The sequence below is a fragment of the Streptomyces sp. NPDC036764 genome (genome assembly GCF_055609385.1).
On record NZ_JBVJPT010000002.1, the window covers coordinates 1 to 21,817 of the forward strand.

The 21,817-nt window shown below is 68.5% G+C and carries 19 protein-coding genes and 1 pseudogene; 5 read left to right on the forward strand and 15 right to left on the reverse strand.

From position 1 onward, the window contains the following. Positions 1-168: 168 nt before the first annotated feature. The 9 genes from ACZ69Q_RS11600 to ACZ69Q_RS11640 all read right to left on the reverse strand — a co-directional run bounded on the left by ACZ69Q_RS11600 (position 169) and on the right by ACZ69Q_RS11640 (position 9,588). On the reverse strand, positions 169-1,059 hold the full coding sequence (locus ACZ69Q_RS11600; protein WP_471040300.1) for a VOC family protein: 891 nt from the start codon (positions 1,057-1,059) through the stop codon (positions 169-171). Between the two features lie 3 nt (positions 1,060-1,062). Next, positions 1,063-2,385, reverse strand: a complete 1,323-nt coding sequence (locus ACZ69Q_RS11605) for a hypothetical protein (protein ID WP_471040303.1) — start codon at positions 2,383-2,385, stop codon at positions 1,063-1,065. Beyond that, complete coding sequence (locus ACZ69Q_RS11610; RefSeq protein ID WP_471040304.1) at positions 2,382-3,479, reverse strand: NAD(P)/FAD-dependent oxidoreductase; 1,098 nt, start codon at positions 3,477-3,479, stop codon at positions 2,382-2,384. Before ACZ69Q_RS11610 ends, ACZ69Q_RS11605 begins: the two co-directional genes overlap by 4 nt. Next, the gene (locus ACZ69Q_RS11615; RefSeq protein WP_471040307.1) at positions 3,476-4,783 is read right to left on the reverse strand and encodes a SidA/IucD/PvdA family monooxygenase; all 1,308 of its coding nucleotides are present in this window, start codon (positions 4,781-4,783) and stop codon (positions 3,476-3,478) included. The genes ACZ69Q_RS11610 and ACZ69Q_RS11615 overlap by 4 nt, the downstream gene beginning before the upstream one ends. Positions 4,784-4,943: 160 nt before the next feature. Beyond that, complete coding sequence (gene panD, locus ACZ69Q_RS11620) at positions 4,944-5,321, reverse strand: aspartate 1-decarboxylase (RefSeq protein WP_471040310.1); 378 nt, start codon at positions 5,319-5,321, stop codon at positions 4,944-4,946. Between the two features lie 83 nt (positions 5,322-5,404). Further along, positions 5,405-7,024, reverse strand: coding sequence for a class I tRNA ligase family protein (locus ACZ69Q_RS11625; protein WP_471040312.1), 1,620 nt, complete (start codon positions 7,022-7,024; stop codon positions 5,405-5,407). Beyond that, a complete protein-coding gene (locus ACZ69Q_RS11630) occupies positions 7,021-7,383 on the reverse strand; it encodes a cupin domain-containing protein (protein WP_471040314.1) in 363 nt (120 codons plus the stop codon). Before ACZ69Q_RS11630 ends, ACZ69Q_RS11625 begins: the two co-directional genes overlap by 4 nt. 82 nt (positions 7,384-7,465) lie before the next feature. Next, on the reverse strand, positions 7,466-8,710 hold the full coding sequence (locus ACZ69Q_RS11635) for an FAD-dependent monooxygenase (protein ID WP_471040315.1): 1,245 nt from the start codon (positions 8,708-8,710) through the stop codon (positions 7,466-7,468). 287 nt (positions 8,711-8,997) lie between these two features. After that, the gene (locus tag ACZ69Q_RS11640) at positions 8,998-9,588 is read right to left on the reverse strand and encodes a TetR family transcriptional regulator (RefSeq protein WP_471040317.1); all 591 of its coding nucleotides are present in this window, start codon (positions 9,586-9,588) and stop codon (positions 8,998-9,000) included. A gap of 426 nt (positions 9,589-10,014) precedes the next feature. Between ACZ69Q_RS11640 and ACZ69Q_RS11645 the strand changes: the two genes are divergently transcribed. Further along, entirely contained in the window at positions 10,015-11,199 is a 1,185-nt protein-coding gene (locus ACZ69Q_RS11645; RefSeq protein WP_471040319.1) for an IS701 family transposase, read from the forward strand. 82 nt (positions 11,200-11,281) lie between these two features. Here the strand turns inward: ACZ69Q_RS11645 and ACZ69Q_RS11650 are convergent, their stop codons facing one another. Next, positions 11,282-12,013 (reverse strand): SDR family NAD(P)-dependent oxidoreductase, encoded by a 732-nt coding sequence (locus tag ACZ69Q_RS11650; protein ID WP_471040322.1) that lies wholly within the window; start codon positions 12,011-12,013, stop codon positions 11,282-11,284. A gap of 199 nt (positions 12,014-12,212) precedes the next feature. Further along, on the reverse strand, positions 12,213-12,857 hold the full coding sequence (locus tag ACZ69Q_RS11655) for a ScbR family autoregulator-binding transcription factor (protein ID WP_471040324.1): 645 nt from the start codon (positions 12,855-12,857) through the stop codon (positions 12,213-12,215). A 110-nt stretch (positions 12,858-12,967) separates the two neighbouring features. On the opposite strand from ACZ69Q_RS11655, the gene ACZ69Q_RS11660 reads away from it, so the two are divergent. Continuing rightward, positions 12,968-13,915, forward strand: coding sequence for a ScbA/BarX family gamma-butyrolactone biosynthesis protein (locus ACZ69Q_RS11660; protein ID WP_471040326.1), 948 nt, complete (start codon positions 12,968-12,970; stop codon positions 13,913-13,915). A gap of 383 nt (positions 13,916-14,298) precedes the next feature. Continuing rightward, complete coding sequence (locus ACZ69Q_RS11665) at positions 14,299-15,048, forward strand: nitroreductase (RefSeq protein WP_471040328.1); 750 nt, start codon at positions 14,299-14,301, stop codon at positions 15,046-15,048. Positions 15,049-15,141: 93 nt separating this feature from the next. Here ACZ69Q_RS11665 and ACZ69Q_RS11670 read toward each other — a convergent pair whose 3' ends face one another. The 3 genes from ACZ69Q_RS11670 to ACZ69Q_RS11680 all read right to left on the reverse strand — a co-directional run bounded on the left by ACZ69Q_RS11670 (position 15,142) and on the right by ACZ69Q_RS11680 (position 16,746). Next, on the reverse strand, positions 15,142-15,315 hold the full coding sequence (locus tag ACZ69Q_RS11670; protein ID WP_471040329.1) for a hypothetical protein: 174 nt from the start codon (positions 15,313-15,315) through the stop codon (positions 15,142-15,144). A 37-nt stretch (positions 15,316-15,352) separates the two neighbouring features. Continuing rightward, positions 15,353-16,096, reverse strand: a complete 744-nt coding sequence (locus ACZ69Q_RS11675) for an HAD family hydrolase (RefSeq protein WP_471040331.1) — start codon at positions 16,094-16,096, stop codon at positions 15,353-15,355. 281 nt (positions 16,097-16,377) lie between these two features. After that, entirely contained in the window at positions 16,378-16,746 is a 369-nt protein-coding gene (locus tag ACZ69Q_RS11680; RefSeq protein ID WP_471040334.1) for a nuclear transport factor 2 family protein, read from the reverse strand. A gap of 70 nt (positions 16,747-16,816) precedes the next feature. Here ACZ69Q_RS11680 and ACZ69Q_RS11685 point away from each other — a divergent pair, with 70 nt between their 5' ends. Together ACZ69Q_RS11685 and ACZ69Q_RS11690 are read left to right on the forward strand one after the other, a co-directional pair. Further along, positions 16,817-17,692: a LysR family transcriptional regulator gene (locus ACZ69Q_RS11685; protein WP_471040337.1), complete on the forward strand. Its 876-nt coding sequence runs from the start codon at positions 16,817-16,819 to the stop codon at positions 17,690-17,692. A 76-nt stretch (positions 17,693-17,768) separates the two neighbouring features. Beyond that, a pseudogene (locus ACZ69Q_RS11690) lies at positions 17,769-18,164 on the forward strand (transposase); the annotation flags it as partial. A 126-nt stretch (positions 18,165-18,290) separates the two neighbouring features. Here ACZ69Q_RS11690 and ACZ69Q_RS11695 read toward each other — a convergent pair. After that, positions 18,291-21,758, reverse strand: coding sequence for a hypothetical protein (locus ACZ69Q_RS11695; RefSeq protein ID WP_471040339.1), 3,468 nt, complete (start codon positions 21,756-21,758; stop codon positions 18,291-18,293). Positions 21,759-21,817: the final 59 nt, after the last annotated feature.

A 21,817-nucleotide genomic window follows, 5' to 3' on the forward strand; every position in this document is an offset into this window, starting at 1 on the left:
CCGAACGTCGCCGTCTCCGAAGTGAAACGGTCCCCGGTGAGCTGCATACCGTCACCCGAGTCCCCCGCGAAACGAATGATCACCCGGTCCAGCCGACGTGTCGGTTTGGCGCCGAGCCGCCCTCCTGAGACGGGCAGTTCAGGTGTCGCCTCAGCGACGTGCCCGAGGTCACTCACGGCCGACCCCCATCGGCGCCCGGGAGGTCTTCCGGGAACTGCCGAGCTCTTCGCTCCAGATCTCGGCGGTCATGTCCCCGGTGAGCACGACGGTTCCCGCGTTGGCGTCGCGGTGTCCGTGGGCCCGCGCGTCCGCCCACGGTGAGGGGCCTGAGTCGGTCGCGTCCGCCTCGGACACGATCAGAGCCACTCGGGGCTCTGGCACGTCGTCCGGCATCGGCGTCGGCAGGCCGACGACGAGCAGGTTTCCCACGATGGCCGCTCGTGCCGCGGCGGGCCCGCTCAGCCGGGGTTGGGTGACGGCCGGCACCTGCAACAGAGCCTCGTAGAGCCGGACGGTATCGAGGAAGTCCGCGTCGTGCACGGCGTGACGGGCCAGCAGCCGCACTCCGGTGGCCGGAAGATCGGCACGCGTCGCACCGGGGGCGGCAGGGCGGGGCCGCTCACCTTGCCAGGGACGGTGCTCGACCAACTCGGCCAAGGTGCCGTCCGGATAGCGCACCCGGGCTCGGGCCCCCGGCAGGATGGACTCGGTCGGCTCCAGGACAGTGGTGCCGGTGTCGGTCAGCAGATCCAACTGGGCTGCGAGCGACGGGACGATCAGGGAGTAGGAGGTCTGTCGCTGGATCGGTGTGAAGCCGCGGGCACTGGCGATCAGCAGCAGGTTCCCTATGGCGGCCAGTTCCAGCCCGCCGAAGTCGGGAATGGGCATCCGCAGATCGGCCGGTGACCCGAGCAGACGCTCGTAGTAGTCGATCTGCTCGTCCAGCTCGGCGACGTCGATCAGCGAACGGGCCAGCAGCCGCGGGCGCGCCAGCACGGAGGAGTCAGGGCGGGTGCGAAACCAACGCTCGGGGTTGGCGGGGTGCTCGGGCGCAGACATCGTTCAGCCTTCCTTCGCTTCGTGAGCTGTCGTGGACCACCACGGCCGCGCCGTCAGTCCCCAGGCCGCCAGTTCCTCGGTGACCAGGCGGCGCAACTGGGCGGGGTCGCCGAAGTGATCGGGCATGCCGGTGACCGTCACGGTCATCTGCTGACCCACGCGGAGCAGACAGAGCGACGCCCGCAGCCGCGCCCTGTCCGGCACGAGTCCGGGGACGTTCATGGTGCGGAGCGCCACGGAGTCGGCGGTGCGGCCGGCGAACTCGACCACGGCGTCGGGTGCGTCTCCGAAGTTGGAGGCCACCACATCCGTCTGCTGTGCCCCGGGGTTCTTCAGCGCGGCGGCCCGGCGGGCCGGCAGCAGGTGCCACAGCGGTTCGGGCACCAGTGTGGCGCTGTGCGCCCCGGAGCCCTGGAGCAGCGTCTTCGTCGCCTGCCGGGTCCGGTGCAGGTCGCCGTGGTGCGCGAGACCGCCCGGCAGGCCGAGCGGCACCACGACCAAGGCGTTGGCCCGTTCGTCGCCGACGGGGCGGCGCGTACTCATCGGGATGCCGACGTCGACGCCGTCGTGCGGGGCCCGCGGCACCCGGGTCCGGACGAGGTTGGCGGCCATCTCCACGAAGAGGCTGTTGGGCGTGCCCCCGTGGCGGCCGGCCTGCTCCTGCCATGCTGCCGCGTCCACGGCGAGGATGACCGTGTTGAAGAACCGTGGCCGCGCCGTCGGGCCGACCGAGGCGGGACGCGGCCGCAGTGCGGCCCTGACCAGTGCGCGCTGCCGCGGGTCACGGGCCAGACGCAGGGACCATCGTGCCGTCTCGGTGATGGCGCGGGTCGTCTGGTCCAGCGCGTCGGCGGCGTCGCTGTCCGGGGGTCGGCGTGCCGGGGTGCGGGCGGCGATGGCGTTGAGCAGGCCCACGCCGTCGCTGCGGAAGTGCGGCACCGTGAGGGAGACGAGGCAGCCGTCCTCGTAAGGCGCGGCGGCCAGCCGCCACAGGGCCGTGGAGTCGGCGGGCAACGGAACCTGGACCTGACTGTCGATCCACTGGGGTGCGGTGGCGTCGGTCAGCGCGTGACGGTCCAGGTGCAGGGGGTGGGTGTTGGCGGCCCGCACCCAACGACGCCGGGCGCCAGGGACCTGGGCGCTCACCGCCCGGCGGCTGAGCAGCCCGTCGTTCAGCCGTTCCCACTCGGCCTGGAGCGCCTCGTCGGAGGGCGGCGTGGGCAGCCGCCACAGGACCTGGACGATGCGGGAGGAGCCGAGCGTGGTCGCGGCCTGGTGCAGCATCTCGTCGGTGGAGTTGAGGCGCCAGCCTGTCACGTCCGTCATCGGTTCAGCACCTCGAGGAGCTTGGCGGCGGTGTGGTGGCCGACGGCGGGGGCGAGTTTGAATCCGCCTCCGTTCCAGCCCACAGCGGTGACCAGGCCGCGCGGGTGCGGCCAGGCCGTCACCGCTCCCGGTCCATCGGTGGTGAGGGCGTCGTAGGCGGTGACACCTCCCACGGCCCGGGCGTGCGCGAGCTGCGGATAGCGGTGCCGGATGACGGTGCGGATACGTCGTTCCTCGGCGGCCGGCACGGCTGGTTCCACGGCGGCCGGCACATCGGTGCGGGACGAGACCACCCCGGCCAGGACGGTGTCGTCGGCACCCCACTGCCGCAGCCACGCGCCGGTGGTGCGGTCGACGACGGTGGGCAGACCACCGGGTTTCTCGCACTGGAACAGGCAGTAGCTGATCGCCCTCGTCCGCAGCGGCAGGTGCACGCCCACCGTCGCGGCCAGGGCCGTGCTGCCGACTCCGGCGGCCAGCAGGACCGCGTCGGCGTACACGGGCCCGAGTGCGGTGTGCACGCCGCGGATCCGCGAGGAGGAGTGGATCAGGCCGGTGGCCCGGGTGGTGTGCAGGCGCAGTGCGGCGCCGGCGTCGTGGCGCAGGGCCTCGGCGACGTCCGCGGCAGGCAACCATCCGGCGTGCGGTTCGAGAACCCCGAGCAGGTTGTCGGGCACCTTGAGGTCGGGAAAACGCCGGGTGATCTCGTCCGCGGTGAGGATGTCGGCCTCGTGCTCCGCATCGCAGGTGGCGTCCGATCCGGCCCTCGCGGCCTCCAGGGCGGCTTTCGCCCTGGTCACTTCGCGTTGGTCGATCAGAGTCAGGCTGCCGTGTTCACGCAGTGCGGGCCAGGTTCCGCGCCAGCCGCGTGCCCGGTACCGGGCCCAACTGAAGGCGGCCCAGTCGGCATGTGTGCCGTCGGGATCGAAGGCACGCACCAGGCCGCCGGAGGCACTCGTGGCACCGCCGCTCGCTCCCGCTTCGTCCACGACGATCACGGAGGCGCCCTGAGCCGTGAGCCGCTCGGCGGTGGCCAGTCCCATGATCCCTCCGCCGACGATCGCGACATCCGCGGAGTTGGATGACACGGTCACCGAACCGCCCGTTCGTGGAGGTCGGAACTCAGCAGTGACGCCGCGATGTCGGAAGCGCGTGCGGACAGCATGGCCAGGGCCCCCGCGTCGCCCATCCCGTGACTGGCCTCGCACAGCCCGTTGAGATAGATCTTCAACGGGCGGGCGCCTTCGGGTGCCTTGAGGTCGATCCCGTAGTCCCGTCCCACGAAGGGGATGCCCTCGTCGTCGAGCGGGAGGCGATGGGCGACGTCCTCGAGCAGGGGGTGATACGGCTCGTCGCCCGGTCCGGTGCCGAAGTCCCTGAACCCGGTGGCCAGGATGACGACGTCGGCGTCGAGGGTGTCATGGGTGAGATGGTTGATGTCCCGTACGGCCAGGCGGTGGGAGCCGTCGGAGGAGGTCTCGATGTCGGTGACCTCGGTGAAGGGCCGCAGGCTTAGTCGGTCCGAGCCGATGAGGTCGTACTCGCGCTGGATGCCGACGAGCCGGTCGATCACGTCCTGGTCGCAGGCGGCGTAGTTGATGGAGCGCAGCTCGGCGCGCAGACGTCGTTTGGCCGCGGTGGGCAGCGGGTGGAAGTAGTCGACGAAGTCCGGCAGGAACACCTGCCGGCTGTAGGGGCTGGTGTCCTTGAGCCGGAAGCCGATGCTGCGGTGGACGGAGGTGACCTTGCGTACGTTGGGGCGTTCCAGGAGGTCCAGCACGATCTCGATGGCACTCTGGCTCGCGCCGACGACCACCGCACGGATGTCCCGCTGTGCCAGGGCGTTGATGGATGACAGATAGCGGGAGGAGTGGAAGACGGTGTCTCCCACACTCGCCGGGAAGGGATGCGGGACGCGTGCGGAGCGCCCGGTGCCGACGATGACCGTACGGCCGAGGTAACGCCGGCCTTCTTCGGTCTCGACGCTGAACAGTTCGCCGTCGTCCCGGTCGTCGACGAGGGTGAGTTGTGCGGCACCGTGTCCGTAGTCCACCGAGTCGGCGAACGAATCGGCGACCCAGGCGAGGTAGTCCGCGTACTCACGGCGCAGCGGGAACTTGGCGTTCAGATGGAGGTAGTCGGTCAGTGCGCCGCGTGCGGCCAGGTACTTGACGAACGTGTGGGAGCTGTCCTGGTTCCGCGGCATGACCAGATCGCGGAACGGGTTGTTCTGGATGTCCGCGCCGGGCAGCAGTTGCTCGTCCTGCCATTGGAAGTGGTCGGAGCGCTCGATGAAGTGGGCGTCCGCCAGGCAGCCGAGCTCCTCGAGCCTGACGGCCAAGGAGAGATTCGCCGGTCCGAAACCTATCCCGATGATGGGGTGGACGTGTTGTTTCACAGGTCACGCATCCTCGACTCGTCGTCCGTGCGGGAACGCAGGTAAGGCGGTGGGAACCACCGGTTGCGGATGGTGCCGGGCCGCCGACCGGGACGCCGGCACGTCGCGGCGTCCCGTTGCCGATACGGCGGGTCCTGCCTGGGTGTCCGGGTGGTGCGCGTCAGCCGCTCAGCAGGGTGGTCTCCGTGATCTGGTTCGCCCCGTCGACGTGCACCACACGGGACTTGAAGCCCGTCTGCTCCTCTTCGGTGAGCTGCGCGTAGCTGATGATGATGACCTTGTCCCCGGGCTGGACGAGGCGTGCCGCCGCGCCGTTGATGACGATCTGCCCGGCCGGCGGCTCGTCGGCGTCGTCCAGGATGGTGTACGTCTCGAACCGGGCGCCGTTGTTGATGTTGACGACGTGGACCAGCTCGTGGACGCCTATCCCGGCGGCCTCCAGCAGTTCGGGCGAGATGGTGATGGAACCGACGTAGTTGAGGTTGCTGTCGGTGACGGTCGCGCGGTGGATCTTCGAGTGCATGAAGGTGCGCAGCATGATGTGACTCCTTTGGGGCGTGCGGGTGTGCCGGTCGGCGCGATGCGATGCGTTCCGGGGAGGGTGGGGGTTGGGGTACGGGATCAGGCGGCCGTTGCGTCACCGGCTGCGGCGCGGGGAGCGCCGGCGGTGTCGAGGCCGTTGAAGGGGCCCTGGGGCCGGTCGTCGAGTGCGTCGAGCAGAGGGGGGTTGCCCACGGTGGAGGGGGCGCCGAACGCGGTGGACACGTCCTCGCACAGGTCCGGTGTGAGGGGCCAGGCCAGGGTGCGCAGGGTCCACAGGAACTGCAGGGCTCCGCAGACGTCACCGGGGTCGTCGACGTCCAGCGCCTCGCAGCGCAGGGCGAGCGTCTCCAGGTGCAGGGCGAGTGCCTCGGCTGCCTTGCGGATGGAGAACGTCTCCAACCGGTAGGCGTCCTCGAAGCGTTGGCGCGATGCCCGCAGAGCGGCCTTCCACCAGTCCGAGGGTTCGGCGTCGACGCGGCGCCCGGTCAATGCGGCGGTGAGGGTGGTCGCGATGGTCGCCAAGGGGTTGTCGAACCGGGTGGCCAGGGTGGACTCGGCCACCGGCTCGCTGAATTCGGACTGCTGCAGTTCGGGGCTGGTCAGGGACAGCACGAAGCGGGCGCGGTCACGGCCGACGCTTTCCAGGAACTCTCCCGCCCAGCGGACATCGCCCTTGCTGGTGGAGAACTTGCGGCCCTCCAGCAGGTAGTACTGGTTGGTGAGGGTGCGGGTCCTGGGCAGCTCGACCGGCAGTCCGTGCCGAACGGCGAGCAGCGACAGCGCCACGTAGACGAAGGCGTTGTAGAAGCCGTTGTCGATCCCGATGAACTGGACCAGTTCGTCGCAGCCGGCCTGGCGGCCCTCGCGGGCTCGCTGCAGCCAGTACAGGTGGCCGACGTAGATCTCCGGCCAGGCGTTGATGGCCTGCGGAAGGCTGTCGAGCCCGTCCCAGTCCACCGCTATCCCCCAGGTGCTGGGATAGGTGATCGGGATGTACGGCAGGGGTCCCGCGAGGGTCTGCGCGACCACGCGGTCCAGATCGGGTCGCAGGGTCACGTCCGAGGACCGGTACCAGTTGGTGAGCATCGACCGGTAGCGCTCCAGGTCCAGAACCCAGATGGAGACCGGTCGACGAGGCAGGGCCGAGGCCGAGTCGGCCACGGGCAGCAGTGCGCCGGGCAGGTTGTAGAGGCCGCACGCCTCACAGACGCCGGCTCGGGCGTGTGCCAGGCAGGTGGGGCAGCGCCCCGTGACGAAGGCCTCGGCCTTGTAGGTGTCGGTCGCGGCGTCGTAGGGCAGCTCCACCTCGCGCCGGTCGAAGGCCCCGTGCTGCCACAGATGGGTGAAGAAGTCCTTGGCGAAGGCGGTGTAGTCGGCGTCGGGGCGTTCGAAGAGGTCGACGTCGACGGCGGCCAGCTCCAGGGTCTTGGTGACACCGTCGAAGGCGAGCCGGATGAGTGACTCGGGGTCCGTGTCCAGCCGTTCGGCCGTGGTGACGACGTAGGTCTGATTGTCGTCGGTGCTGGTTCCGAAGGCCACGTCGTGGCCCTGGAGCTTCTGGGAGCGGGCACATACATCGCTGGCGAGCACCGGCCCGGACAGGTGTCCGAGGTGCAGGTCGCCGTTGGGGGTGGGTGGGGAGAAGGTGACGTTGACACGTCGTGGGCCGTGAGCGCCGCCGTTCGGGGTGTCGGTCATTCCGAGACGTCCCCCTCTCGTGCCTGTGTGGGCTGCAGCCAGTAGATGCTGACGAAGGTCAGCGGGTCGTGCGCGCTGGTGTTGGTGACGATGTGGCGGGTGCCGTGCGGGATGTAGATGACGTCGCCCGGCGCGACGTTGCGCTCTTCCTCCCCGACGCGTGCGTGTCCCTGTCCGCTGATGAAGATGAACGTTTCGTCGGTGTCGTGGCTGTGCGCGGTGCTGGCTTCCTCGGGACGGATGGAGCACAGAGTGCTGTTCCAGGGCGGGGTGACGACACCGGACCAGGGGTAGAGCTGGCGGATGTCACAGCCGTTCTTGCGGATCAGTTCGTCGTCGGCCGCGGTCTTGACGTGCATGCGATTCCTCTCGTGTACGCCACGCCCGGGAGCAGGGCGGGGTTGTTCGTGTGTGCGAGGGGGAGATCGGGGTGGCGCCGTCTCATCCCAGGGCGAAGAGGCGCTCGATGACCTCCGGGGCGAAGGACTCGGCGGGTACGTGGAAGGGGCCCTTGAAGGTGGCGAGCCGCGAGCCCGCCAGCACCGGGTCGGTGGGCCAGACCTCGGCGTACGCGCTGCGGCGGTCCTTGCCTTGCGGGGTGAAGGTCATGTTCATCGTGGTGCGGACCGAGCCGGAGATCCGCAGGCGGTGCATACGCACTTCGCGCTCGCGTGCGTAGGGTTCCAGGCTGTTCGGCTCCCAGGCGGCGGAGGAGCGCAGGCAGTCGCGCACCATCCGCGCGTCCCGCAATGCGATGGACAGCCCCTGCCCGATGACCGGGTCGGACCATCCGGCCGCGTCGCCGACCAGTACCGCGCCGGGTGCGTAGGGTGTGTCGGCCCAGGCGTCGTTCATCGGGTAGAAGGCGCAGACGGCGGCGGGGGTGGCCTCGGCGAACATCTCGCTGTCGGGGATGCAGTCGAGTTGGAAGGCCCGCAGGAATTCGTTGTGGCGGTCGGGTCCGGTGAAACGGCCCTTCTGTGACACGTCGTGCAACAGGTACAGCCGGGCGCGGCCGCCCTCGCGGGGGAACACGAAGTACAGCAGGTCGCCTTCGGTGCCGACCGAGGTGACGTTCACGGGCCAGTCGTGCAGGTCCTCCACCAGCATCCCGCCGCCGAGGGAGTTCGGTGGGGTCTGGGTCAGCCCGATGCCCAGTTGCCGGCGCACGGTGGACATCCGTCCGTCGGCGCCCACCACGAGGCGGCAGGGGACGTCGTACTCGAGGTCGTTGTGTTCGTAGCGCACACGGGGGTCGGGACCGCCGGTCACCAGGACGTCCCCCACCCCGCGCACCACCGTGGCGCCCGCCTCCTCGGCGGCGTTGGCGAGTGCCTCGCACGCCTCGGGGTGTCCTACGTCGAGAACTCCGCGAATTCCCGGAAGCATTTCATCAAGTGGCAGTGCCTTTTCCCTGGCGGTTTCCGGGTCCACGATCTCATCAAAGCCGATGAAGCGGTCCACGTAGGTTCCACCGGCCTTGAGGATGGCTTCCTCCAGGCCCAGTTGGAGAAGTTCTTCCACGCCCCAGCAGTTGATGACTTCGCCTCGGACCTTGTCCCGGTAGATGGTCTGTCGCTCAAGGAGCAGTACCTCGTGTCCGTCGCCCGCCAGGGCCGCTGCCAGCGCCGACCCGGCGATTCCGCCGCCGACGACGACTGCGTCAATGCGTTCAGCTTTCGCCATGAACCCTCCTCGGACCGATGTGCGGGCATGCCAAATAGGGCTGACGGTTATCTCAGCCGGGGCTCCGTTCCGGTGCTTGGCGAGTTAAATCCTCGTTGCGTCCCCAGGTCGGGACGAGGTGGATACGTGACATTCGCCGTCCACTTTGGGTCACACCGTGAAATGAGGGTCCGAGATATACGCTCGCCACCGTGGTGGCAATATCGACCTGCCCAAGTTGCGGGCGCGTCACCGAATAGGGGATGGGGGCGCCGCACGCGAGCACCGAGGGAGGTGGGGCCGGCGGATCATCCCTCGCGATCGAGACAGATGCCGTTGAGGGCGAGACCCCACAGCTCTTGGAGCTGCCCGGCCCCGTCCGGCGCGGCTTCGGCTTCGAGGGCGGCGCGGGTGCGCACCTCGGTCCCGAGGAGCAGGCACGTGGCGAGACTGGCGACCGCGGCAGGGGGTGTGCCCGCGCGCAACTGGCCGGCGCGCTGCGCGCGATGGGCGAGTTCGCGAATGTCCGGCAGCCAGCAGGCGGGCCAGCCGGGGGCGGATCCGGGGCGCTCGCGGGAGAGCCGCGCGGCGCACCGTACACAGGCGTCGTCCTCCAGCAGTCGAGCAAGGCAGACCGTCAGTTCGACCACGAGTTCAAGTGCCGGACGCGGAGCGGTCTTCACCCGGTCGACGGCAGCGCGTATGGTCCGGCATCCGTATTCCTGGACGGCATCGGCCAGCTCGCCCTTGGTCCCGAAGTGGAAGGTGAGGGCGCCGGTCGTTATCCCCGCCGCCTTGCACACCTGTGCCATCGATGTGGCGGCATAGCCGTGGCGGTCGAATTCCGAGGCGGCCGCGCACAGCAGGGCCTGTCGTGTTCGCGCTGCTCTTGCCTGCATGTGATGCTCCGGGGGCGCTCGCTAGCCGTCGGTGCGACGGCGGGTGAACTTCCGTGAGGGGAAGGCTGCAGTCACGCCCCATGGGGCCACACTGTGCACCGCCGGGGGCGGCAGCCCTCGCCGGTGCTGAAGGGCAGCCATCGGGCTGGTGTCGTCGGTACGGCGTGCGGCATGGCTGCCGATGCGGGTATCCCGGGCGATCTCGCAGGTGGGACGCACAGCGTCGCGGTCACGTGGTGGTTGCAGCAAGTCCAACTCCCGGACACCAAGGGGCGGGTTGGCCTGTTCCAGCCCGCGGCGGACGCCCTGGCCTCGCGCTGATGGCAGCCTGCCCCACGGCATGTTGTCCGATTCCCAACTCGTCAAAAACATAGTAGGTCCAATTATTCTTGTGGAGCTGAGAGGCGTCCCCAAGAAAGGATCGACATGCCCGCGCTCCGCCCGATGTCCATCGACGCGCCGGTTTCCGCCGATCGGTTCTCCGACTTCGCGGACACCGTCTTCACTCATCTGCAGCGTGCTGACCAGCGGCGTTGGGGACGCGCCTACCTGCTGGGGTTACTGACCGCGCCGCCGGGCAAGAAGACGGTTCGGCGGCTGGCCGCCGCCGTCACCGACTCGCCGACGGCGTCCCAGTCCCTGCAGCAGTTCGTCAACGCAAGCCCCTGGGAGTGGGAGCCCGTCCGGCACGAGCTGGCCCGCTGGGTCGACGAGCGGCTGCGGCCGCGCGCCTGGACGGTCGCGACGACGGTCCTGCCCAAGCGGGGGGACCATTCGTGCGGGGTGCACCGACGGTTCGTCCCCCGCTTGGGGCAGACCGTCAACTGCCAGGTAGGCGTCGGCTTGTTCATGTCCGACGACGCGGGCGCCGTGCCCGTCGACTGGCGGCTCCATCTGCCCGAACGCTGGTTCCTCCCCCACCTTCGCCGACGGGCCCGGATTCCGGGTGAGGCCCGGCCCCTTCCGATGTGCGCCGATGTCTTCGACATGGTGGACCGGCTCCATCACTGCATCGGCGTGGCGCCGGCTCCTGTGGTGGCCGACATGAACGACAGCAGGCAGGCCGAGGAGCTGGTACGTCTGCTGTCCTACAGACGGCACGACTTCGTGATCGCCGTGCCCGGCGACTTTCCGGTCCTGCCGCTGGACGCCTGTGGCCGGGACCAGGCGGCCACACCCATGGGCGCTCAGTACACCGTGTCGTTCACCGGGGATCTGCGCACTCGATCCGCCGGCGGCCGTGCACTCGGCGCCGCAGGGGACGCGGCCGTGTCGAACTGCCTGGTCCGCCTGCCCGCGGCGACGACGCCCGGCGCGCGGGAGCGGCATGTGTTTCGCCTCTTCGCCGATCCCCGCAGGCCCCGCATCACCTGGATCACCAACATGACGCGCCGTCGCACCACGGACCTCACCTCGCTCGTCGAGTACCAGGCGCGCGCCTCGGAGACGGTGCGTGTGCTGGAACGGGATCTGGGTCTGCAGGACTTCGAGGGCCGCTCCTACCCGGGCTGGCACCACTACATGACCCTGGTGTCCGCGGCCCATGCCTACCGCACCCTTTCCGACACATCGCACTGTGCGCCGCACACCGCGGAGCCTGTGCCGGCATGAGGCCGTGCATCAGCGACGACGAGCGCAGGGCCGCGCTCGCCGTCGCCGTCCCACTCGCCGCGTGTCCCGCCGGACCCGCCGGTCAGATCGCGGCGACCCCTCCGTCGACGGCCAGGGCGGCTCCGGTGACGAACGACGCGGAACCGCTGCACAGCCAAGCCGCCGCGTGAGCCACCTCCGTGGGATGCGCGAGCCGCTGCTGGATGGCCCGTGCGACCGCCGGCTGGACAGACCCCATCGTCTCGATCGCCTGTTCCATCAGTGGCGTTGCGGTGCTGCCCACGACGAGGGCGTTGACGCGGATCCCGTGCCGGCCGTAGTCGGATGCGGCCGCCTTGGTCAGTCCCAGAACGGCGTGTTTGGCGGCGACATAGGGCGCCACCGCGCCGGTGGCGAACTGCCCGGCCGTGCTGGACATGTTCACGATGGCCCCGCCCGCCCCTTGCTCGATCATGGGAGGTATCTGGTGTCGCAGACAGTTCCAGACCCCGCGTACGTTCACGTCCATGATCTGGTCGTACAGCGTGTCCGGAACCTCGTGAACGGCGAGCCCCGCCGTGCCCCATCCCGCGTTGTTGAAGGCCGCGTCCAACCGACCGAAGTGACGTAAGGCCTCTTCGACGACGTGACGCACGTCGTCGGCCGACGTCACGTCACCGGGCACGGCGACGGCGCGTCCCCCGTCGGCAACCAGCTCGTCGGCGAGCCTCTTGAGCAGATTCGCACGGCGCGCCATCAGCACCACATGCGCTCCCTGCGCTGAAAACAGCCGCGCGGCAGCCTCACCGATCCCGCTGGACGCGCCCGTTATCATGATCGTTTTTCCCTCGAGCATGCAATCCCCCGTTGATTGAACGCTTTACCGGCGAGTGGACGTCACCCACAGAACAACATCGTGGATGGAATGTTCGCTTCATGTGACCATGCCGCGCACATTCGGCGTCCCGCCCTCATGGTCGAGGCATCTCGCCGCGCTTCTCCCCGCGCGGACGCCGCGTCGGCGCCCGAACCGCTCACTGAGACGTTTCACCACTTCCCGTCATGTCGATCGTCTTGAGCGTGGACGGCGTGGCGATGGCAGGAAGCAGGCACCGCCAAATGTCGATCACACGCTCGGGCAGGTCCTGCCGCTGCGTCTGAAGGTACGCATGCATCTGCGCTCCCGTGCACGCGTTGACGACCAGACGGGCCACGGCCTCCACGTCCGTGGCCGCTCGCACCTCCCGCCTGCGCTGGGCGAGCGCCAGATCCTCGGCCAGAATGCGCGCCCACTGCTCGTGGGAGTTCTGGGCCGACCCGATGAAGAACTCCTGCTCCATCACCAGTCGCGCGCCCGCCAGCACAAAGACGTCCTCCAGCACCCCGCGGGCCCAACTCACGGTGACATCCACCGCGTGCTGCAGCCCCGTCGACTCGAGCGACGGAACGACCCGGTCGGGCTGCTGCTGAACGATCGCCCGGGCGAGCTCCTCCTTGTTCCTGAAGTGGAAGTACATCGCGCCCAGCGTCACCCCCGCCCGGTCGGTGATTCTGGTGAGAGTGGCCCGGGAGAAGCCCTGCTCGGCGAACTCCTCCGCGGCCGCGCGCAACAGTTCGGCACGTGTACGCGTCGCCCTCTCCTGCTTCGGCGCCGTTCGCCTGCCCTCGACTTGACCCATGCGCGCCCTCCCATACCTCTCGACAGAAAACATAATCGTATCTACTTTTTAGTTCCAGGCGGCTCCAGATGGAGACGTCTCGCGAACAACGACGTTCCGGGAAGGATCACATGACCATCGGTGCCGCGCACCCACTCCTCGATCTCGGCCCGTACGTGGGCAAGACTGACCCCACCGAGGTACTGCTCACAAGGTGGTCACCGGGGCGGGACGGAACACATGCCGTCACCGCGCGATGGCCAGGCATCCACCGTTACTACACGCTCAGCCCCGAGACGCACGGCCCGCACATATTCACCGAAAGCGTCCGCCAGGCCTTGGCGTTATTGGCCCACACCACTTTCGACGTACCCATGTCCTACCGCCTCGGCTGGGAGGAGTTCACCTCCAGCGTCGAGCCGGACGCCCTGCGCACCCAGCCGGACTCGTCGCCGGTGGACCTCAAGGTCACCTACGACGCGGTCAAACGCCGACGGATGGGATCGCTCCATCTGACCGCGTCGATCACCGCCACGCGCGGGGAGAGCCGCCTCGGGACCGCCCGTGTGCGCTACACCGCCCACCCTCCGGCCATCTACGACCGCCTGCGCGGCCGGTACGCGGACGTCAAGGAAGCCGCCGCCCGCGCATTACCCGCCCCGCCTCCGACTGACGCTTCGCTGGTAGGGCGCCTTCGCCCTTCCGACGTCGTGCTCGCCGCCACGAACACCCCCCGAACCTGGCTGTTGAGGGCCGACACCAACCACCCGGTGCTCTTCGACCACGCTCACGATCACGTGCCGGGGATGCTTCTCCTGGAAGCCTGCAGCCAGGCCGCGACGGCCGCCGTTCCAGCCCTCCACACCGTCCCCGTCGGCTTCGACGCGACCTTTTCGCACTATGTGGAACTCGACCAGCCGTGCCAGGTCGTCGCACATGACGCCGCACCCACCGACCAAGGCCGACGCCGCATCCAGGTGACCGGCACGCAGGACGGCAAAGAGGCCTTCTCCACCACCGTCACCCTCCACCGCATCAGGGCTCCGCACACATCCGGATTCGCTCCCGCGGCGCTGTGACGGCCGGGCAACGCGCCTGCGGCCGGGCTATGTTCGGCCGATGACGAGCGGATGCGTGCGGTCAGTCGGCCGATCGAGAGCGTCGACGGTCTGTGCACAACCGCAGCCCCCTTCATCATCACCGCCACGCTCATGTGTTCCCGCCCCTCGGCTCTCGGCCGGGGGGCGGGTGCGGGCACCCGGAGAACCGGTACCGACGACGATCGCCCTCCCCCATCCGCGGCCGAAGCCGCTCCCACTGAGCGTCCGTCAAGTCACCTTTCCCCCATAGCCCTACCGACGACTGGACTGATCGTCCGGGAGTTGCCCAGGGCGTAGCGGTGCTCGGCACTGACCGCTGAGTACGGTAGAGGGGGGCCGGTTGAGGGAGGGGACGCGAAGTCGTGGATGTGTATGAGGCCGTGGACAGTCGCAGGGCTGTGCGGGCGTTCAGCGATGAGCCGGTGTCCAAAGAGATACTCGAACGAGTGCTGACCGCAGCGGCGCGGGCTCCGTCGAGCGGGAACCTCCAGCCGTGGCATGTGTATGTCGTGACCGGCGAGCCCTTGGCCGAACTGAAGATGCGCGCGACGGCAAGGGCGCTGGCGGGAGACCCGGGTGATGAGCGGGAGTATCCGATGTACCCGCCAGAACTGACCTCGCCGTATCTGGACCGTTTTTCCGCCGCGGCCGCCCAGCGGTACAAAGCGCTGGGAATCGAACGGGACGACCCCGACAGACCCAAGAAGATCGCCGCCTTGAACTCGGAGGCGTTCGGGGCGCCGGTCGTCCTGTTCTGCTACGTCGACCGCAATATGGGGCCCGGGCAGTGGGCTGACGCGGGGATGTATTTGCAGACGGTCATGCTGCTGTTGAGGGCAGAAGGGCTGCATAGCTGCCCCCAGGTCATGTGGACCATGTTTCGCAAGACTGTCAGCCAGACAGTAGGAGCTGATGACGGGCTCATACTGTTCTGCGGTCTCTCGGTGGGATTCGAGAAGGAAGGCGTGCCACGGCTGCGTACCGAGCGGGCGGACATGACAGAAACAGTCAGCTTCATCGAGACCATGAACTGCACGGGTCCCCGCGCGCCGCGTGCCTCGCCCACGCCGGGTCCCCGCACCGCATCCACTGTTCAGCCCCGCGTCCGCTAGGAAGTATGGGGGTCATTCGTCTGGACAGACACGACCGCAGGATGCGGTCTGACGAGCAGACAACAGCGCACGGACCGATCATTCGCCACGGCCTCAGGACCTGAGATCCGCGTACAGGACGATCTGCACACCGAGCACAACGATCACGGCGGCCTCCAGCATCGAGACGACGACCAGCATGGCCATCAGGTGGCCAGAGACCAAATAGACGAGGATCGCAGAGGCCGGCGCGAGCACGAACGCGATGAGGTCTGCGGCGAGTTGCATCCTCTTTCGCCACACTCGGCGAGTGTCTCCACGATGCTCAGTTTCCCACCCGAAGACTTCTTCCAATCGCGGAGCGAGACGGCATCGGTCCACTCCGCGCCGAATACGGTGGTGCCGTGCCGATCGCCGCCGACGGCGACCAGGATGGATTTGGCAGCGCCAACCGGGAAAGCGCAAGTTCGTAAGCCTCCCACAGATCGCGTCCGGCGTAGCCGACCGAGGCAAGAGGCTGCACATGTGCGTCGCCGTTGACAGCCACGGATACGGGCGCCACCTCGAACAGGTGACGGTCTGACAGCGAGTCTCCGTACGCCACGACTCGGTCGGGCGCGAAGCCGTGCCGTTCACACATGACCTTCGTGAGCAGGGGCTTGTCGTCTGGCCTGAGAATCGCCCTGATATTGATGTCGGCTTGCGGCGAGTGCGGGAAGACCGAGCCGTGCACCTCGTCGAAGCCCAGTTCCCGGAAATGGTCGGCGAAGCACAGCGGAGACATGGTGATGACTGCCGAACGGTGTCCGCGCGCACCAATGTCTGCCACAACCTCACGGATGTGTCTCATCTTCGGGCTCGCGTCGAACGCCATGCGGACTCGCCCCGGGTCCATCGGGCCCCATAGCCGGAACATCGACCGCGCGAACTGCCGCGTGTCGATGCGACCGGCGGCAAAGTCCCTCTCCAAGGCCTCGATGTGCGTTGCGTGGCCGAATACCTTGGCCATCTCTCTGGTCGCGGACGTTCCGGGAAGGAGAGTGCCGTCCATGTCGAATACGTGCAGCATGGCCGGGATGCTACCGGCCCATTTGGCTCCGTTGATGGCTGTTCGGACAGGCACCCATCGTGATGCCTGTAGCCCGTGGGGCTGACCCTGTGGATCGGACGGGGCACCTGCCCGCCGGAGCAGCGTCTGAACGGTCGTGTGCCTGCACCTGCACCGGCTCGACAAAGGTCCCCGAAATCCGTAGGAAATTCCGGGGGCTGTGGCGGTGCCGACGGGCCGGAGGGCCGCGGTACTAGGGCGCGTATCGAGTCTTGATCAGCGTGGTGCCCGGGTTTTCCCGCTCAGTTCTGCCTCTCGAGTCCCGCCAGCAGTGCGCGGGGGTCGAAGGTCACCCGGATTCGGGTGACCTTCCCGTCGTCCACGTGCATCCAGTTCGCCGTCGGGGTAGGTGGCGCAACGCTTGTGCATAGGTCGAACCAGGTGATCACTTCATCACCTTCCGCTACCCGCACTTTCACGTCGATCTTCTCCAGCACCTGACCGAGCCCCTTCAGCCCGGCGAGCGCCGCCTCTGCACCCGACGCCGTTCCCAGCGCACCGACGAAGTCGACGTTCTCGGCCAGCAACCCACGCAAGGTATCGAAGTCGCCCGCCTCCCAGGCGTTGAAGTAGGTCTCGGCAAGCTCTCGCGCAGTCCTCGTCGTCGTCATGCCTCCATCCTCCGGCCATCTGATCCATCCGTCCAACAGATGAATCAGATGGCACCTATCATTACTGGATATGGAGATGCACCAGCTTCGCTACTTCGCTGCGATCATGGACGAGGGCACCTTCACCGCTGCCGCCCATCGCCTGCACGTCAGCCAGTCCGGCATCAGCACTCAAGTCGCCAAGCTGGAGTCGGAACTGGGCCAACAACTGCTCGACCGCTCCGGCCGTCATATCCGCCTCACCCCGGCCGGTAAAGCCGTTCTCCCCCTTGCGAAGAACGCCCTTGCCACTCTTGAAGCCATCAAGCACACCGCCGCCGAGTTCGCCGATGCCGTCCGTGGCCGGGTCCGGCTCGGCATGATCATGGGCTGCTCGATCCCGGCCTTCCTCGACACCATCGCCGACCTCGGCCGCACCCACCCTGGCATCGAGGTCAGCCTTCACGAGGGCTACTCCGACGACCTCCAGGCACAGGTCCTCGCCGGCTCTCTCGACCTCGCCCTGATCGGCTACGCGGGCAGCGTCGCCCCAGGTCTGGAGGCGAACATCGTCATCGACGAGCCGATCACCGCAGCCGTCCCTGCCGGGCACGACCTCGACCGGCCGGAACTGCGCCTCGGCGACCTACGGGGCGAGAAGATTCTCTGCCTCTCCACAGGCACCGGCATCCGCGCCGCCTACGAGGACTCCTGCCACAGGATCGGTCTCGGCCCACGCGTGGACATCGACGCCAGTTCTCCAGTCACCCTGCTCCGCCTCGCTGAGCGCGGTGCAGGCGTCGCTGTTCTCAGCGCGTCCTCCACACAAGGCACCGGTCTGCAGACTGTCCCGCTCACCGACGCCGCCACGCACGCCCGGCTCGGACTCATCACCCGCCGAGGTCAGCACTCCCCAGCCGCGCAGCTCCTGCGAACCAGGCTCCTCGCCGCCCTGCAAGCCGACTAGGTATGCATGTATCGAACGGCGATCAACCCGCGGGACTCCCTCGGCCGCTGGAGCTTGATCCGGTATGCCGGACAGCGTGACGCGAGCGCAACTGACGGATACGGAATTGGAATTCTTAGGTCCGTATCTTCCGGTCGGCCGATGCGGTCCATACCCCGAACGGCTGCGGCAGCAGTTCGAGGGCGTGATCTGGCGGTTCAGGACCGGCGGGCAGTGGCGGGGGGTGCCAACGGAGTTCGGCGCCTGGCCTACCGTCCACAACCGCTTCCGGCAGTGGTGCGACGCCGGCGTCTTCGAAGCCCTGCTTGAGGGCCTGATCGCGGATGCCGCGAAGCGGGGCGAGGTGGACCTGTCCCTGGTCAGCATCGACTCCACCACCGCGCGGGCCCATCACGACGCCGCCAGGATGCACCTGGAGGAGGACGTCCTCACCGCTTTGGAGAGGGCCGCCACTCAGGCGGAGAAGACCAGGTCAGTAAGTGACGTTCAGCGATAGGCGCCAACAGCCGGGGGCGGCTGTTCGTCGTCATGACCAACGCGGAACTTCCGTAACTCGCCACCTCCTGACGGCTCAGGAAAGAGGTCAGCCGCTGGCGATTTACGCCCGCGTGTTCACCGGGTGGGAATCACGGAGCCGGGTGAGCATCTTGGAGGCCTGCCTGCGGGCGAAGCGGGCAAGGGTTGGGTCTTGAGCGAGGGTGTGTAGCAGGTCGACGGTACGGGCGTCGCCGAGTTGGGCAAGGGCCTCTGCTGCCTGCCCTCGGTCGAACCCGTCGAGGGTGGGGTCGAGGGCGAGGCTGTGCCATACGTCGGCTGCGCGGGTTGCATCGAATCGGGCCAACGCGTGGGCTGCCCCCAGCCGGTGGAAGCGTTCGAGGTTCTTGTCGCGGGCGATGGTGCACAGGACATCGGCGCCGCGGGGGGCGCTGATCTCGGCCAACACCTCGGCTGCCCGTCTTCGGGCGAAGGGAGGAAAGCTCTGGTCGAGGGCGAGGCTGTGCCATACGTCGGCTGCGCGGGAACCATCGGCTTCGACCACCGCCTCGGCCGCTTCCACTCGGGCCCAGCCTTCCAGGCCGGCATCGAGGGCGAGGGTGTGCCACAGATCGGTGGTGCGGGAATCGCCGAGCCGGGCGAGCACCTCGACCGCACGGAAACGATCAGGCCCGTCGAGGTCGGCGTCGAGCGCAAGCGTGTGCCACACATCCGCCGTGCGGGGGTCACGGAGCTTGTCGAGTACTTCAGCGGCACGAAAACGATTAGTCCCGTCCACAGTGGTGTCGAGCGCAAGCGTGTGCCACAGATCCGCCGTGCGGGAATCCCCGAGCCGGGCCAGCGCCCTCGCCGCACGCAAACGATCGTGCCCGTCAAGAGCGGTGGTGACCACAAGCGTGTGCCACACGTCCGCCGTCCGGGAATCCCCGAGCTGGGCCAGCGCCTCGGCCGCCTGCCTACGGTCCGAGGAGCCCAAGGCCGAATCGAGAGCCGCGGCACACCACACGTCTGCGGCACGGGAAGTGTCGTCTCCGGACAGCGCCACCGCCGCCAGTACCCGGAGCCATCTGTCGACGGTGCTGTCATGGGCGAGGACGCGCCAGGGTTCGGCGGCCCGGGGGTCACTGAGCTGAGCGAGCAACTCGGCCGCACGAAAGCGACCGTGCCCGTCCAAAGTGGTGTCGAGCGCAAGCGTGTGCCACAGATCCGCGGTGCGGGAATCGCTGAGTTGGGCGAGCGCCTCGGACGCCTGAGACCGGCGGAAGCCCCCGAGGAGGGTGTCGCGGGCGAGGTCATGCCAGAGATCGGCGGCCCGGGAGCTGTCGAGTGCGGCCAGCGCCTCGGCGGCCCGATACCAGTCGGAGCCCTCGAGCATCGGGTCGCGTGCGAGGGCGCTCAGCAGGTCCGTGGCGACTCTGACGGCCTCGTCAGGGAGGGGTGCGGTAAGGCGCGCCAGTTCCGCAATGAACTCGCACCCGTCCAGTCCACCCCTCTTGGCGAGTCGGATCAGTTGAGTTCTGACGCCGTCGGGATAGGCATCGAGGAGGAAGCCGATATATGAGGGGGACTCGTTCGGGGGGTTCCAGTATCGGGATCCCGGTATGTTGCGTCTGCCCACCGCATGGTTCCGCAGGCCAGATCTGCGGGGGCGGTGGAAGAGCTTCTCAAGGTCTCTGACGCTGCCGGTATCGGCTGTATGGCGGGCAGCGAAGTACTCCTGAAGTGTCTGGTGCACGAAGGCGAGTTCGCCGGCGCGGATGGTCAGTTGGCCGCTGCGGCGCAGGACATTCGCCAGGAACGCGTGCCACTGATCGGGGTCGAAGTTCCTGGGCAGGGTGGCGTCTTGGTGGCCGGCGACGATCTCCGGAGCTGACGCGGTGTTGCCGGTGTGGCGTTGGGCAGCCAGGTAGGACAGGAGGGTGGGTAGTTCGTTCAGAACATGCTGTGCCGCGGTGAGGACGTTCTGGTCCGCGTAGCGGCCCATCTCCGTGGTGATCTGCGCTCGCAGGCTGCCGGGGCCGTGGTCGTTGTGATGCTCGGCCAGCATGGCGTCGAACCGGGTGTACAGGGCGATCCGGCTGCCGGGCAGGTCGAGGGCCGGGTTGGCGGCATAGACCTGGCACAACATCGAGGCCATCAAGGGGACCTGCGCAAGCTGGGTCAGACCCTGGGCTTCGAGGCGCCCGAGGAAGTCCTCACAGGCCGCGTCGGGGTCTCGGTCGGGCAGGACTTCGGTGAACCACGACCTGGCGACGGTGCGCAGGTCCCCGGGCCTGAAGGGCTGCACGATGTAACGCGGTACGTCCTTGCCCAGAGGGGCCAGCTCCTGGTCGGGGGCCGGGCGGGTGGCCACGATGACGCGGTACCCGTCTCCGTGGGCCCGGGACAGCATCTTCATCAGGCGCTCCCTGCCCGCGGCCGCCTGTATCTCGTCGAGGCCGTCGACCAGCACGAGCCAGCGTGCCTGATGCATGGGCGGGGTGCGGAAGAACGCGGCCGGCGGCCTCGGATCCAGCCCGTAGGCGGACAGCTCGCTGCTCGCCGCTTCCGCCAGCGCCTCGGACAGCGCAGGCATCTTCGCCGGGTCGGGGATGAGCTTGGCGGCCTGGACGAGCACTGGGACCTGCCCGGTGGGACCGGCATCGAGTTGGCTGATCAGGTCCGCGGTCCACATGCGCAACAGGCTCGACTTGCCGCCGCCGGCATCGGCCACCACGATGCCGGGGCCCTGTTGGGTGAGTACGTCGTCGGCGGTGAGCACCTGCGCCGCCGCCGCGGACGGATCCTGGCCGGTTGGTCCGTGTAGGTCCTGCCGCAGATAGACGGCGCCCAACGTGGGTGGGGTGCGGCCTTCGGGAAGGATCACCGGGTAGGGGTGCGAGCGGGCCGCGTCCAGGGCCGCGAGCAGATATCGAGCCAGGAAGCGCTCGGTGGCCGGGACAGGGGCGGCCTCGATGCGCAGGTCCACCCCGTGTTCAGCCAACGTGTTTCGGAATCCGGGCAGTTGAGCAACCGCGCTGAGAGCTGCCGCGCCCAGCGCGCGGGCATCGTCGGCGATGTCACGGTCGGTGGCCAATACGCCGACCAGGAGAGGGCCGCAGAAGAGGGCGGTGCCCGAGCTGCCCGACCAGCCCGAGCCGCCGTTCCGACGCCGGGGCACGATGCCCCGGTCGATGTGTACGGTCAGCATCTGTGACTTGCGGCCCTGGAGCGGGTCCACGTGGCCGCGCACGGGCATGGTGTCGCGCCGATCAGGAGGCCGCGCCTCCGCCCGGGGGAACCCCAGCCCCTGACATTCCACCGGGTCGGGGCCGGAGATCTTCCCGAAACGGACCTTGCCACGCAGACCCTGGACGCCGGGAGCGTCGATCACCAGCAATGCCGCGTCCTGCTCTGGCATTACGGCAAGATCCACCGGCCCCGGAGGCCAGACCAACGATGCGTGAAGCCACGGCGTGCGCTGCGGCACTTGAAGGGGCCGGACCTCGATCGGCGCGTCCGCGTGCAGGCCCCGAACCACGTGGAACGACGTCAGCACCAGCCGCTCGGACAGCAGATAGCCGCTGCCCACTCGGTTGAGGACGGGCACCCACACCTCGACGACCCGCGCTTCATCCATCCCGACCAGCT

What these genes read in the sequence shown, in the direction of transcription:
- ACZ69Q_RS11630 (WP_471040314.1), bottom strand. Translation starts at nt 7,383, where the DNA reads ATGCACGTCAAGACCGCGGCCGACGACGAACTGATCCGCAAGAACGGC.
- ACZ69Q_RS11625 (WP_471040312.1), bottom strand. Translation starts at nt 7,024, where the DNA reads ATGACCGACACCCCGAACGGCGGCGCTCACGGCCCACGACGTGTCAAC.
- panD (WP_471040310.1), bottom strand. Translation starts at nt 5,321, where the DNA reads ATGCTGCGCACCTTCATGCACTCGAAGATCCACCGCGCGACCGTCACC.
- ACZ69Q_RS11685 (WP_471040337.1), top strand. Translation starts at nt 16,817, where the DNA reads ATGGAGATGCACCAGCTTCGCTACTTCGCTGCGATCATGGACGAGGGC.
- ACZ69Q_RS11600 (WP_471040300.1), bottom strand. Translation starts at nt 1,059, where the DNA reads ATGTCTGCGCCCGAGCACCCCGCCAACCCCGAGCGTTGGTTTCGCACC.
- ACZ69Q_RS11650 (WP_471040322.1), bottom strand. Translation starts at nt 12,013, where the DNA reads ATGATAACGGGCGCGTCCAGCGGGATCGGTGAGGCTGCCGCGCGGCTG.
- ACZ69Q_RS11680 (WP_471040334.1), bottom strand. Translation starts at nt 16,746, where the DNA reads ATGACGACGACGAGGACTGCGCGAGAGCTTGCCGAGACCTACTTCAAC.
- ACZ69Q_RS11675 (WP_471040331.1), bottom strand. Translation starts at nt 16,096, where the DNA reads ATGCTGCACGTATTCGACATGGACGGCACTCTCCTTCCCGGAACGTCC.
- ACZ69Q_RS11605 (WP_471040303.1), bottom strand. Translation starts at nt 2,385, where the DNA reads ATGACGGACGTGACAGGCTGGCGCCTCAACTCCACCGACGAGATGCTG.
- ACZ69Q_RS11645 (WP_471040319.1), top strand. Translation starts at nt 10,015, where the DNA reads ATGCCCGCGCTCCGCCCGATGTCCATCGACGCGCCGGTTTCCGCCGAT.
- ACZ69Q_RS11655 (WP_471040324.1), bottom strand. Translation starts at nt 12,857, where the DNA reads ATGGGTCAAGTCGAGGGCAGGCGAACGGCGCCGAAGCAGGAGAGGGCG.
- ACZ69Q_RS11635 (WP_471040315.1), bottom strand. Translation starts at nt 8,710, where the DNA reads ATGGCGAAAGCTGAACGCATTGACGCAGTCGTCGTCGGCGGCGGAATC.
- ACZ69Q_RS11660 (WP_471040326.1), top strand. Translation starts at nt 12,968, where the DNA reads ATGACCATCGGTGCCGCGCACCCACTCCTCGATCTCGGCCCGTACGTG.
- ACZ69Q_RS11670 (WP_471040329.1), bottom strand. Translation starts at nt 15,315, where the DNA reads ATGCAACTCGCCGCAGACCTCATCGCGTTCGTGCTCGCGCCGGCCTCT.
- ACZ69Q_RS11640 (WP_471040317.1), bottom strand. Translation starts at nt 9,588, where the DNA reads ATGCAGGCAAGAGCAGCGCGAACACGACAGGCCCTGCTGTGCGCGGCC.